Here is an 11,584-nt window from a genome sequence, read left to right as displayed (position 1 = left end):
CTGGATCGCGATGCCCGCACCGGGGCGGGGCGGGCGCTGGGTGGGCGCCAGGGGGCGCGCACCCCCGGTCACGACGGCGCCATCGCCTGGCTGCCCACCTTGCTGCAGGGGCGTCCGCAGCATGCCCGCGACCTGATCCGGCAACCGCGCAGCCGGCGCCCGGCCCAGCTCTGGCTGGTGATCCTCGATCACTCCGCGTCCACCCGCCGCCATGGCGCCCTGGCCCAGGCCAAGGGATTGCTCGCTGACTGGTTCGAGCAGGCCTATCGGCAGCGGGTGAGGGTAGCGGTGTTGCAGGCGGCGGGTACGCGACCCGAGTGGTCCTTCCAGGGGCAGCGCAGTGGCCAGGCGTTGCAGGCCTGGCTGGAGCAGCTGGGAGCGGGCGGTGGCACACCTTTGCTGGCCGGCCTGGCGGAAGTCGAGATGTGGCTCCAGAGCCGTCGGCGGCGGCATCCCGGTGAGGAAGCTCAGCTGCTGCTGGTCACCGATGGCCGCCTGCGCGATCTGGAGGGGTTGACGATCCCGGCCTGTCCTACCCAGGTGCTGGATATCGAACTGGGACCGCTACGGCTGGGACGAGCAACGGAGCTGGCCCGGCGCCTCGGCGCGCAATACCTGCATCTGGAAGAGGTGCCGGAGGTTTAGCCTTGGGTTGGACGCCCCCTCTCCCTGAGGGAGAGGGTTGGGGTGAGGGGGAGGACAAGCCCCCCTCAATGCCCCGCCTTCATGGCCTTGACCAGAGTGTCCACGTTGTAGCGGAACATGGCGGTGTAGGTGGCCGCCGGGCCGTCCGCCGGGGACAGGGACTCGACGTAGAGCTCGCCGCCCGGTTGGGCGCCGCTGGCCTTGGCGATCTGCTGCACCAGGCGCGGATCATTGGAGTTCTCGAAGAAATAGGCCGCGACGTGCTCCTGCTTGATCTGGCGGATCAGCTTGCCCACGTCCTGGGCCGAGGCCTCGGCTTCCGTCGACAGGCCCAGCGGCGAGATGAAGGTCACGCCATAGGCGTCGGCGAAGTAGCCGAAGGCGTCATGGGAGGTCAGCACCTTGCGGCGCGCCTGGGGAATCTGGCCGATCTGCTCGCGAGCGTAGCGGTCCAGCGCCTCCAACTGAGCGATGTAACGATCGCCATTGGCCTTGAACAGCGCGGCAGCCGCCGGATCGATGTCGGACAGCGCCTTGACTACGTTGCGCGTGTAAACGACCACGTTGAGCGGGTCGTTCCAGACATGGGGATCGATACCGCCATGGTCATGATCGTGTTCGTCGTGGCCGTGCTCGTCCTCGTCTTCGGCCATCTCCCGGGTCTTGACCCCTTCGCTGAGCACCACCGGCGGGCGTGCCTGGCCGGAAGCCTTGATCAGCCGATCCATCCAGCCTTCCAGGTGCAGGCCGCTCATGAACACCACGTCGGCCTGCTTGAGTGCCTGGGCATCGGCCGGGGTGGGCTCGTAGGCGTGGGGATCGCCGTTAGGGCCGACCAGGGAAGTGACCTGCACCTGGTCACCACCGACCTGCTTGATCACGTCGGCGATCACGGTGAAGGTGGCTACCGCCTTGACCGGTGCGGCCTGGGCCTGGCCGGCCACCACGAACAAGAGGGCGGCGCCCAGCGAGAACAGGGATTTCATGACGACTCCTTTCAGTGAGAGAGATGAGGGCGCGGACGCAGCCGCCGATACAGGCCGAGACGACCGAACACCAGGGAGAAGAGGTAGCAGGCGCCCGCGGTGAGGACGATGGCCGGCCCCGAGGCGTAACCGAGGTGGTAGGACAGCACCAGGCCGACCAGCCCGCTGAGGCTGGCTATCAGGCTGGCCACCGCCATCAGCCCCGGCAGGCTATGGGCCCAGAAGCGCGCCGCGGTGGCGGGCAGCATCATCAGGCCGACGGCCATCAGGGTCCCCAGCGCCTGAAAGCCGGCCACCAGGTTGAGCACCACCAGCAGCAGGAACAGCAGGTGGTAGAGCGAGCCGCGGCCACCCACGGCGCGCAGGAAGCCGGGATCGAAGCATTCCAGGGCTAGCGGCCGATAGATCACGGCCAGGGCCACCAGCGACAGGCTGGCGATGCCGGCGACCAGGTACAGCGCCGTGGCGTCGATGGCCAGGATGGTGCCGAACAGCACGTGCAACAGATCCACGCTGGAGCCATGGGCCGAGACGATCAGCACTCCGGCGGCCAGGGAGATCAGGTAGAAGCTGGCGAAGCTGGCGTCCTCGCGCTGACTGGTGAAACGGCTGACCAGGCCGGCGAGGCCGGCCACCAGCAGGCCGGCGAGCATGCCGCCGATGCCCATGGCCGGCAGCGACAGGCCAGCGACCATGAAGCCCAGGGCGGCGCCCGGCAGGACGGCATGGCTCATGGCATCGCCCACCAGGCTCATGCGCCGCAGCATCAGCAGCACGCCCACCGGGCCGGCGCCCAAGGCCAGGGCCAGGCAGGCGACCAGGGCGCGACGCATGAAGCCGAATTCCACGAAGGGCTCAAGCAGCAGGTGATAGAGCGTCACGCGCGTTCACACACCGCCGCATTGGCGTCCCAATGCTCGGCCAGGTTGCGCGCCTTGGCCAGATTATCGGGGGCCAGCACTTGCCGGGTTTCGCCCCAGGCGATGGCTTCGCGCGCCAGCAGCAGCGTTTCGGGGAAATGCTCGCGGACCTGCTCCAGGTCGTGCAGCACGGCGATCACCGTGCGTCCCTGGCCGTGCCAGCGGCGGATGATGGTCAGCAGATCGGCGGTGGTGCGGGCGTCGATGGCGGTGAAGGGCTCGTCCAGCAGCAGCACCGGGGCGTCCTGCAGCAGCAGCCGAGCGAATAGCACGCGTTGGAATTGCCCCGACGAGAGCGTTCCCACCAGGCGGTCCTCCAGGCCTTCGAGACCTACGGCCTGCAGCGCCTGGCGCGCTTCCAGGCGTTGGGCGGCGGTGACGCCACGCCAGACTCCCAAGCCACGCCAGGCGCCAAGCACCACGGTTTCCAACACGCTCAGGGGAAAGCTGCGATCGATCTCCGCCGCCTGGGGGAGATAGCCCAGGCGGCGCTGCGGTACGGCGCGATCGACCCGGCCACTGACCGGGCGCAGGGTGCCGGCGATGGCCTTGAGCAGCGTCGACTTGCCGGCGCCATTGGGACCGACGATGGCGGTGAGACTGCCCGCCGCGAAGTGACCGCTGAGATGATGGATGGCGGGATGGCGTTGATAGGCCAGGGTCAGGTCCCGCAACTCGATGGCGGCGCTCACGGCAGGGCTACTGCCCAGTGCACGGCAAGCCACAGGATTGCCAGGGGCAGGCACGCCAGCAGCAGGCGGGTGGGAACGGAAAGCAGCAGGAGGGAGGGAGGTTTGGAGGACATAGGAAAGCCTTCGCTAGATCACAAAAGTTATAACATAACGTTCAGCCTCCGTCATCCGGATCGGTGAGATTGAGGTCATGGACCCTCTGCCAGGCGATCGCGATCGTGACGTACCAGGAAGGCGCCGGCAAGGCGACTCGCGCCGCCCGCCACCGCTAGGCCGCTTCGGTTTCCGCGACGCGCTGTTCCAGCCGTTGCAGGAAGTTGAGCAATAGCACCTCTTCCTCCTTCAGCCCCTTGCACTTGCGCGGCCGGGGTAGGGTGCAGAGATCGCCGGCGAGGAAGGCGTCCAGCACGCCGGGGTGGATGTAGCACTTGCGGCAGACAGCCGGGGTGTTGCCCAGGGTGCGCGATACCGCCTTGACCATGTCCACCAGCTCCTTCTTGGCTTCGGTCTGGGTTTCGCAGCGCAATTCGCGCAGTGCCTCCAGGGCCAGGGCACTGCCCGCCCAGGTGCGGTAGTCCTTGGCGGTGAAATCCGCGCCGGTCAACTCGTGCAGGTAGGCGTTGACGTCGGAGGAGGTCACCGTATGCCGCTCGCCCTCGGCGTCCACGTACTGGAAGAGATGTTGTCCTGGCAGCTCCAGGCACTTCTTCACCGTACGCGCCAGGCGCGGATCGCTGACCTTGACGTCGTGCTCCACGCCGCTCTTGCCGCGGAAATGGAAGGCGATGGTGTTGCCATGCACCTCGGCGTGGCGGTTACGCAGGGTGGTGAGGCCGTAGGACTTGTTGCTCTTGGCGTACTGGGCGTTACCGACGCGGATCAGGGTGGCATCCAGGAGGCTGATCACCGTGGCCATGATCTTCTCGCGGCACAGGCCACGCCGGCTCAGGTCTTCATCCACCCGCTGGCGCAGCTTGGGCAGCGCCTGGCCGAAGGCGAGCATCCGCTCGTACTTGTCGGTATCGCGAATCTCGCGCCAGCGCGGATGGTAGCGATACTGCTTGCGTCCCCGGGCATCGCGGCCAGTCGCCTGGAGGTGGCCGTTCGGGTCCGCGCAGATCCAGACGTCGGTATAGGCCGGCGGAATCGCCAGCTTGTTGATGCGCGCTACCTCGGCCTGGTCGCGGATGCGTTCGCCGTTCGGAGTGAAATAGACCCATTTACCGCGCAGCTTGCGCCGGCTTAGACCGGGCTGGGCATCGTCGACGTAGTTGAGGTCCGGCGGCAGCGGCGTGCAGAGGGCGGTGCCGGTATCGTCCCGCTCATCGGCGGGGATGGGCAGATCGGTCTGGGCGAGGCGTTGCATGATTTTGGAGGCTTTCGAGCGAGAGGTCATGACTGCACCGACGATTTCCTGGTCGAAACGGTGGACTCCAGCAGACAGGATCGGGTTCTCATGACAGCGCTCAAGCCGACCGACGCACAGTTGCGCCTTGCCTTGCTGGCCAAGGCCCAGGCGCGTCGTCCGGGTACGACCTTCTGCCCGTCGGAGGTGGCGCGCGAATTGGCGGCGGACTGGCGACCGCTGATGGAGCCGCTGCGCCAGGTCGCCCGCGAATTGGTGCGCCAGGGCCGGCTGAGCGTGACCCAGAAGGGTGAAGTCTTGAGCCCCGACGTCCCCTGGCGCGGTCCGATCCGATTAAGCTTGGCTTAAGCGGCGTTTCAGTTTCGATTAATGGCGCATCGCTACTCTGGACCCAGCACGAACCGCAACCAGAGAGAGAATCGACATGAAAAAGCTGACCGCCCTGACGACTGCCGTCATCCTGCTCACCGGTGTGGGCGTGGCCCAGGCCCGCGACCTCGGTCCCGACGAAGCCCTGAAGCTGCGTGACAGCGGCAAGATCAAGAGTTTCGAAGTGCTCAACCAAGCCGCCGTCGCCACCCATCCGGGTTCCACCACCCACGACACGGAGCTGGAAGAAAAGTACGGTCGCTACATCTACCAACTGGAACTGCGTGACCCCAAGGGTGTGAAATGGGATCTGGAACTCGACGCCACCACTGGCGAAGTCCTGAAGAACGAGCGCGACCGCTAGGTCTCGTGCTGGCCGGGCTGATCCTGCTCGGCGCCGCCCCCCTGGTCCAGGCTCGTGACCTGGACCAGGACGAGGCCCTCAAGCTGCGCAAGGAGGGGGTGATCAGACCCCTGGAAACCCTGTTGCAGCGCGTCAACGAACGTTATCCGAATGCCCGGCTGCTGGAGGCCGAGCTGGAAGAGGAAGATGGCCAGTACCGCTACGAGATCGAGATTCTCGTCGGTGACGGGGTCCGCGAACTGGAAATCGGCGCCATCGATGGCGCCATCCTGAAAGATGAGGTGGACGACTAGATGCGCCTGCTGCTGGTGGAAGACGATGTAGCCCTGGCTGACGAACTCTCGGCCTTTCTGACCCGCCAGGGCTACGCCATCGACTGGCTCGCGGACGGTCGCGACGCCGCCTGGCAAGGCGCCCAGGAGCCCTACGACCTCATCGTGCTCGACCTCGGCCTGCCGGGGCGACCGGGCCTCGAGGTGCTGGGCGAGTGGCGTGCCGCCGCCCTGGTGACGCCCGTGCTCATCCTCACTGCCCGCGACAGCTGGGCGGAGCGCATCGAAGGACTCAAGGCAGGCGCCGACGACTACCTGACCAAGCCTTTCCATCCGGAGGAGCTGGGGCTGCGCATCGCCGCCCTGTTGCGCCGGGTGCGTGGCGTGGCCAACCAGCCGCTGCTGCAGGCGGCCGGGCTGTCGCTGGATGAAGCGCGTCAGTGCGTGGTCCGCGGCAGCGAGACCATCGCCCTCAGCGCCGCGGAATTTCGCCTGCTGCGCTGCTTCCTGCTGCACCCGGGGCAGATCCTGTCCAAGACCCGGCTGAACGATCACCTTTACGACGGCGAAAGCGAGCGCGACTCCAATGTCATCGAGGTGCACGTCAACCACTTGCGGCGCAAGCTCGGGCGGGACGTGATAGAGACGCGCCGCGGCCAGGGCTATCGCCTGGGCGGTATCGATTGAGGTCCATCCAGACCCGCCTGCGGGTCGGCCTGGTAGTCGTCCTGCTGGTCGCCGGTCTGGTGCTGGTGCTGGGCAGTGCCTGGCTGGTGGACCACGCCCTTCGTCGCTACCTGGAAACCGGCCTGCGCAGCGAGACGGAAAATCTGCTCGCCGCACTGGTGCGCGGACCCCATGGCCTGCAGCTGGACGAAGGCCGGCTGGGCAGTCTCTACACCCGGCCCCTGTCGGGCCGCTATTTCCTGATCGAGATTCCCGCGCTGGACATCCGCTGGCGTTCGCGCTCCCTGTGGGATGCCCAGCTCGAAGCGCCGCCCGCTGCCGGGCTGACCGACGCCCTGCTCGACGGACCCAGCGGGCAGCGGCTGCTCACCTACCGCGCTGATTACCAGCGTTATGGCCAGCAGATAAGCGTCACGGTCGCCGACGACTATAACCCGCTGCTGGCGAGCCTCACTCGCATCCTCGGCGTGGGCGCCGCGCTGGGATTGGCGACCCTGGTGCTGCTGCTCTTGCTGCAGCGCCTGATCGTGCGCCGCGCGCTGCGGCCCTTGGAGCAGGTGCGCGAACAGATCGCCCAGTTGCACCAGGGGCGACGCTCGGCGCTGGACGGCACGGTACCCGCCGAGCTCGCGCCGCTGGTGGCGGAGATGAACGCCCTGTTGCGCCACACCGAAGAGGGCCTGAAGCGCGCGCGCCATGGCATCGGCAACCTGGGCCATGCCCTGAAGACGCCCCTGGCGGTACTCACCAGCCTGGCCGAGCGGCCGGAGCTGCAAACCCTGCCGGAGCAGCGCGACACCCTGCGCGAGCAACTGGCGCGCATCCGTGAACGGTTGGAGCGGGAGCTGCGCCGGGCGCGGCTGGCCGGCGAGGCGCTGCCAGGGGCGCACCTGGACGTGGCGGAGTTGCGCGAGCTCTGCGTACTGCTCCAGCGCCTGCATGGCGAGCACCTGGTGTTCGACTACCAGTTCCCCGATGGCCTGCGCCTGCCGTGGGACCGTGAGGATCTGCTGGAACTGTTCGGTACGCTGCTGGACAACGCCAGCAAATGGGCGCATCGGCAGGTACGCCTGGAAATCGCCCGCCGAGCCGAAGGCTATGCCATCCACATCGAGGACGATGGACCGGGTGTGCCGGAAGGCGAGCGCCAGGCCATCCTGAGCCGGGGAACCCGCCTGGACGAAGGCGTCGCTGGTCACGGCCTCGGCCTGGGCATCGCCAGGGATATCGTCGACAGCTGCGGTGGCACCCTGGCGCTGGCGCCTTCAGCCCTGGGCGGGCTCGCCGTGGTCATCCATTTGCCATCGCCAACGGGAGGGAGCCAGCACCAGTCAGTCGTGTGACTTCTCGGTCAAGTTCGACCTTGGGCGGCCGATAACCGCACAGCTCTTGCTGCCAAGGAGAACCCATGAGCCTGAAATTGAAAGTTACCCTGCTGGCGATCCTGCCCGTCTGCCTCTTCACCATCGTCCTGGGTGGACTGTCCTACTGGGTACTGCACGAGCAGGCGGCCAGGGACATCAGCGAAGCCCGCGAGCGGCTGATGGCGCAGAGCCGCGGCGCCCTGCAGAACACCGTCGAAGCGGCCATGACCGTGGTCAAACCGCTGTACGACAACGCCACCCCAGGGGACTCCGAGGCGCGCAAGGAAGCCATTCGCCTGCTGTCGGCCATCGCCTACGGCAGGGATGGCTATATCTTCGGCTACGATTCCAACGTGATCCGCCTGTTCAAGGGCAACGACCCGGCCGGCATCGGCAAGAGCTTCAAGGACAACCGCGATCCCAATGGCGTCTACCTGAACCAGGAATTGGTCCGGGTCGGCAAGGATGGCTCGCACTTCAGCCGCTACAGCTCGTCGCTGCCTGGCAACAAGGACATCCTGGTGCCCAAGCTGGCCTACACCGACTACCTGGCCAAATGGGACCTGGTGATCGGCTCCGCGGTGAACCTGGACGGTGTCGAAGCCGAGGTCGCCGCCGTGGCCGAACAGGTCGCCCAGCGGACCCGCAGCCAGCTCTGGCTGATCCTCGGCGTCGCCGGTGTGCTGCTGCTGGTGATCGGCATCGCCGCGCAACTCTTCGCCGCCCGGACCCTGCGGCCGCTGGCGCAGATCCGGGCGAATCTCGACGACATCGCTGCCGGGGAGGGCGACCTGACGCGTCGTCTTCCGGTCACCGGTCGCGACGAGATCGGTGAGCTCGCCGCCTCCTTCAACCGTTTCGTCGATCGCATCCAGGGCACCATCGTCCAGGTCGTCGACATCACCCGCCAACTCACCGGCCTGCTCGACGACGTCGCCCAGCAGGCCCAGCGTACCGATCGCGACATGCAGCGCCAGCGCAACGAGACCGACCAGGTGGCGACCGCCATCAACGAGATGTCCGCCGCAGCCCAGGAAGTGGCGCGCAGTGCCCTGCAGGCCTCCGAGGCCACCCGGCAGACCGAGGAGCAGGGCCGCATGGCCCGCGAGGTGGTCGCTTCCAGCGTCGCCCGCATTCACGATCTGGTGGAGGAGGTGCGCCAGAGCGGTGTCTCCCTGGACGGCCTGAAGCAGGACGTCGGCGCCATCGTCGGCGTGCTCGACGTGATCCGTGCCATCGCCGAGCAGACCAACCTGCTGGCGCTCAATGCCGCCATCGAAGCCGCCCGGGCGGGCGAGGCGGGACGCGGTTTCGCCGTGGTCGCCGACGAAGTCCGCGCCCTGGCCAGCCGCACCCAGCAGAGCACCCAGGAGATCCAGGGCATGATCGACCGCTTGCAACAGGCGACCGGTCGCGCGGTGGGCGCCATGGAGCGCTCCGGTGGCATGGGCGAGGCCACCACGGCCCAGGCCGAGCAGGCCGGCGCCGCCCTGGCGTCCATCAGCGAACTGATCGCCACCATCAACGCCATGAACACCCAGATCGCCAGCGCCGCCGAGGAGCAGACGGCGGTGGCCGAGGAAATCAATCGCAGCGTCCACACCATCGCCGGGGCCGTCGACAGCATGGCCCAGGGCGCCCAGCAGGGGGCCGCCAGCACTGCCGGCATGGTCGGTCTCGGCGAGCGTCTGGGCGGGCTGGTCCGCCAGTTCCGTGTATGATCAGCGGCGCGCCGGGGCCTCCGGCGCGCCTCTTCGGGTCGAGTTGGGGGCGCTCATGGGAACCCAATGGCTTCCGAGGCTCTAAGCAAGGCCCGTCATCCTTGTTTGGAATCGCGAAAGCCAATGAAAAGTGCTCGGCTGGAAAACAAAACGTTCCTGATCCTGCTGGTGGTGGTCTCGCTCGCCTTCATCTGGATCCTCACCCCCTTCCTGGGGGCGGTGTTCTGGGGCGCCATCCTCGCCATCCTGTTCGCGCCGCTGCAGCGCTGGTTCGTCCGTCGCTTCAACAACAGGCGCAACCTGGGCGCGCTCTGCACGCTATTCGTGATCCTGCTCATCGTCATCCTGCCGGTGGTGTTCATCGCCATCTCCCTGGTGCAGGAAGGCTCGCTGCTCTACCAGCAGGTCAGCAGCGGGCAGCTCAACTTCGGCCAGTACTACCAGCAGGTCTGGGGCGCCTTGCCGGATTCGGTGCGCAGCGTGCTCGAGCGTTTCGGCGCCGGTGACCTGGAGGGCATCCGCCAGAAGCTCTCCGAAGGCGCCATGCAGGGCAGCCAGTTCGTCGCCACCCAGGCCTTCAGCTTCGGCCAGGGCACCTTCCAGTTCCTCATCGGCTTCGGCGTAATGCTTTACCTGCTGTTCTTCCTGCTGCGCGATGGCTCGCAGCTGGTGGCGCTGATCCGCAAGGCCATTCCGCTGAGCGACATGCACAAGCGCAGCCTGATGGCGAAGTTCACCGCCGTGGTGCGCGCTACGGTGAAGGGCAACATCATCGTGGCCGTGGTGCAGGGCGCCCTTGGCGGTTTCATCCTCGGCGTGCTGGGGGTGCAGGGCGCGGTGCTCTGGGGCACTCTGATGGCCTTCCTGTCACTGCTGCCGGCAGTGGGTTCGGCGCTGATCTGGGTGCCGGTAGCGATCTACTTCCTGGCCACTGGTTCGGTCATCAAGGGCGTGATCCTGATCGTCTTCGCCGTGGTGGTGATCGGCCTGGTGGACAACCTGCTGCGCCCCATCCTGGTCGGCAAGGACACCAAGATGCCCGACTACGTGGTGCTGATCTCCACCATCGGCGGCATGTCGCTGTTCGGCCTGAACGGCTTCGTCATCGGCCCGCTGATCGCCGCGCTGTTCATGTCCACCTGGGATCTGTTCAGCCACCGCGACGACATTTAGCGACTGACGGGCTCCGGGAAGACTGGAGCCCATGGGCGTCAGCCCTGGTCGGGCTCCGAGGGATAGCGGGTCGCGACCAGGCTTTCCTTGACCTTGCGCAGATGCGGCTGGAAATCCACGCCGCGCTTCAAGGTTACCCCGGTCGCCAGGATGTCCAGCACGGTGAGCTGGATGATCCGCGAGGTCATCGGCATGTAGATGTCGGTGTCTTCCGGCAGCGGGATGTCCAGGCTGTGGGTGCAGACCTTGGCCAGCGGGGTGTTGCTGGCGGTGAGGCCGAGCACCGAGGCGCCGTTGTCCCGCGCCAGCTTGGCTACGTCCACCAGCTCGCGGGTGCGGCCGGTGTAGGAGATGATCACGAACAGCTCGCCGGTCCGGGCGATGGAGGCGAGCATCCGCTGCATCAGCACGTCCGAATGCGCCGAGACCGCCATGTTGAAGCGGAAGAACTTGTGCTGGGCATCCAGAGCCACCGGTGCCGAGGCGCCCAGGCCGAAGAAATGGATCTGCCGGGCCTGGATCATCAGGTCGACCGCGCGATCCACCGTCCGGGCATCCAGCCGCTGGCGGGCGCTGTCCAGCGAGGCGATGGTGCTGCTGAAGATTTTCTCGGCGTAGGCCTCGGGTTCGTCGTTGGCCTCTACCGCCTGGCTGACGTAGACGGCACCGCTGGCGATGCTCTGGGCCAGCTGGATCTTCATTTCCGGATAGCCGCTCACCCCCAGCGACCGGCAGAAGCGGTTCACCGTGGGTTCGCTGACCTGGGCCGCCTGGGCCAGGGCCGCGATGGTGTAACGGGTGGCTTGCCGTGGATTCTGCAGAATGACTTCAGCGACCTTGCGTTCGGCACGGTTGAGTTCGCCAACGCGCGTCTGGATGGTTTGCAGCAGGGTGCTGGCACGATCCATGAGAACTCCTAGTGGTTGTTGTGCCTCTATCCTAAGGCTATAAAAGGGTTGGGCCGGTGCTGTCGGGCCGCATTTTTTGATATTAAGACTACGCGAATCGCGCCACGTCCCCTATGA

The 11,584-nt window shown here is 66.8% G+C and carries 13 protein-coding genes and 1 pseudogene; 9 read left to right on the top strand and 5 right to left on the bottom strand.

What is annotated here, in order from left to right:
* Positions 1-645: a vWA domain-containing protein gene (locus AR540_RS13060; RefSeq protein ID WP_177339234.1), complete on the top strand. Its 645-nt coding sequence runs from the start codon at positions 1-3 to the stop codon at positions 643-645.
* 65 nt (positions 646-710) lie between these two features.
* On the opposite strand, the gene AR540_RS13055 is transcribed toward AR540_RS13060, so the two are convergent.
* The 4 genes from AR540_RS13055 to AR540_RS13040 form a co-directional block, all read right to left on the bottom strand.
* Positions 711-1,631, bottom strand: coding sequence for a metal ABC transporter substrate-binding protein (locus AR540_RS13055; protein WP_059229564.1), 921 nt, complete (start codon positions 1,629-1,631; stop codon positions 711-713).
* Positions 1,632-1,642: 11 nt separating this feature from the next.
* Positions 1,643-2,512, bottom strand: a complete 870-nt coding sequence (locus tag AR540_RS13050; RefSeq protein WP_059229561.1) for a metal ABC transporter permease — start codon at positions 2,510-2,512, stop codon at positions 1,643-1,645.
* Complete coding sequence (aztA, locus tag AR540_RS13045) at positions 2,509-3,243, bottom strand: zinc ABC transporter ATP-binding protein AztA (RefSeq protein ID WP_059229559.1); 735 nt, start codon at positions 3,241-3,243, stop codon at positions 2,509-2,511. Before aztA ends, AR540_RS13050 begins: the two co-directional genes overlap by 4 nt.
* A 268-nt stretch (positions 3,244-3,511) precedes the next feature.
* A complete protein-coding gene (locus AR540_RS13040; RefSeq protein ID WP_059229758.1) occupies positions 3,512-4,609 on the bottom strand; it encodes a DNA topoisomerase IB in 1,098 nt (365 codons plus the stop codon).
* A 90-nt stretch (positions 4,610-4,699) separates the two neighbouring features.
* Here AR540_RS13040 and AR540_RS13035 point away from each other — a divergent pair, with 90 nt between their 5' ends.
* The 8 genes and pseudogenes from AR540_RS13035 (at position 4,700) to AR540_RS13005 (ending at position 10,559) form a co-directional block, all read left to right on the top strand.
* Positions 4,700-4,957: a DUF3253 domain-containing protein gene (locus AR540_RS13035; RefSeq protein WP_059229557.1), complete on the top strand. Its 258-nt coding sequence runs from the start codon at positions 4,700-4,702 to the stop codon at positions 4,955-4,957.
* A 76-nt stretch (positions 4,958-5,033) separates the two neighbouring features.
* The gene (locus AR540_RS13030; protein WP_059229555.1) at positions 5,034-5,342 is read left to right on the top strand and encodes a PepSY domain-containing protein; all 309 of its coding nucleotides are present in this window, start codon (positions 5,034-5,036) and stop codon (positions 5,340-5,342) included.
* Complete coding sequence (locus AR540_RS13025; protein ID WP_236712057.1) at positions 5,282-5,635, top strand: PepSY domain-containing protein; 354 nt, start codon at positions 5,282-5,284, stop codon at positions 5,633-5,635. The genes AR540_RS13030 and AR540_RS13025 overlap by 61 nt, the downstream gene beginning before the upstream one ends.
* Complete coding sequence (locus AR540_RS13020) at positions 5,636-6,301, top strand: response regulator transcription factor (RefSeq protein WP_059229553.1); 666 nt, start codon at positions 5,636-5,638, stop codon at positions 6,299-6,301.
* Positions 6,298-7,644, top strand: coding sequence for a sensor histidine kinase (locus AR540_RS13015; RefSeq protein WP_059229552.1), 1,347 nt, complete (start codon positions 6,298-6,300; stop codon positions 7,642-7,644). The genes AR540_RS13020 and AR540_RS13015 overlap by 4 nt, the downstream gene beginning before the upstream one ends.
* Before the next feature lie 65 nt (positions 7,645-7,709).
* A pseudogene (locus AR540_RS26580) lies at positions 7,710-8,528 on the top strand (cache domain-containing protein); the annotation flags it as partial.
* Positions 8,529-8,630: 102 nt separating this feature from the next.
* A complete protein-coding gene (locus tag AR540_RS26575) occupies positions 8,631-9,386 on the top strand; it encodes a methyl-accepting chemotaxis protein (protein WP_442963793.1) in 756 nt (251 codons plus the stop codon).
* A 123-nt stretch (positions 9,387-9,509) separates the two neighbouring features.
* Positions 9,510-10,559, top strand: a complete 1,050-nt coding sequence (locus AR540_RS13005) for an AI-2E family transporter (RefSeq protein ID WP_059229548.1) — start codon at positions 9,510-9,512, stop codon at positions 10,557-10,559.
* A gap of 38 nt (positions 10,560-10,597) precedes the next feature.
* Here AR540_RS13005 and AR540_RS13000 read toward each other — a convergent pair whose 3' ends face one another.
* The gene (locus tag AR540_RS13000; protein ID WP_059229546.1) at positions 10,598-11,467 is read right to left on the bottom strand and encodes a MurR/RpiR family transcriptional regulator; all 870 of its coding nucleotides are present in this window, start codon (positions 11,465-11,467) and stop codon (positions 10,598-10,600) included.
* Positions 11,468-11,584 lie beyond the last annotated feature (117 nt).

Source organism: Pseudomonas sp. EpS/L25 (genome assembly GCF_001512295.1).
Taxonomy (GTDB): Bacteria; Pseudomonadota; Gammaproteobacteria; order Pseudomonadales; family Pseudomonadaceae; genus Chryseomonas.
This window is presented reverse-complemented; position numbering and strand designations above follow the sequence as displayed.

What these genes read in the sequence shown, in the direction of transcription:
- AR540_RS13055 (WP_059229564.1), bottom strand. Translation starts at nt 1,631, where the DNA reads ATGAAATCCCTGTTCTCGCTGGGCGCCGCCCTCTTGTTCGTGGTGGCC.
- AR540_RS13040 (WP_059229758.1), bottom strand. Translation starts at nt 4,609, where the DNA reads ATGCAACGCCTCGCCCAGACCGATCTGCCCATCCCCGCCGATGAGCGG.
- AR540_RS13035 (WP_059229557.1), top strand. Translation starts at nt 4,700, where the DNA reads ATGACAGCGCTCAAGCCGACCGACGCACAGTTGCGCCTTGCCTTGCTG.
- AR540_RS13030 (WP_059229555.1), top strand. Translation starts at nt 5,034, where the DNA reads ATGAAAAAGCTGACCGCCCTGACGACTGCCGTCATCCTGCTCACCGGT.
- AR540_RS13025 (WP_236712057.1), top strand. Translation starts at nt 5,282, where the DNA reads ATGGGATCTGGAACTCGACGCCACCACTGGCGAAGTCCTGAAGAACGA.
- AR540_RS13020 (WP_059229553.1), top strand. Translation starts at nt 5,636, where the DNA reads ATGCGCCTGCTGCTGGTGGAAGACGATGTAGCCCTGGCTGACGAACTC.
- AR540_RS26575 (WP_442963793.1), top strand. Translation starts at nt 8,631, where the DNA reads ATGCAGCGCCAGCGCAACGAGACCGACCAGGTGGCGACCGCCATCAAC.
- AR540_RS13005 (WP_059229548.1), top strand. Translation starts at nt 9,510, where the DNA reads ATGAAAAGTGCTCGGCTGGAAAACAAAACGTTCCTGATCCTGCTGGTG.
- AR540_RS13000 (WP_059229546.1), bottom strand. Translation starts at nt 11,467, where the DNA reads ATGGATCGTGCCAGCACCCTGCTGCAAACCATCCAGACGCGCGTTGGC.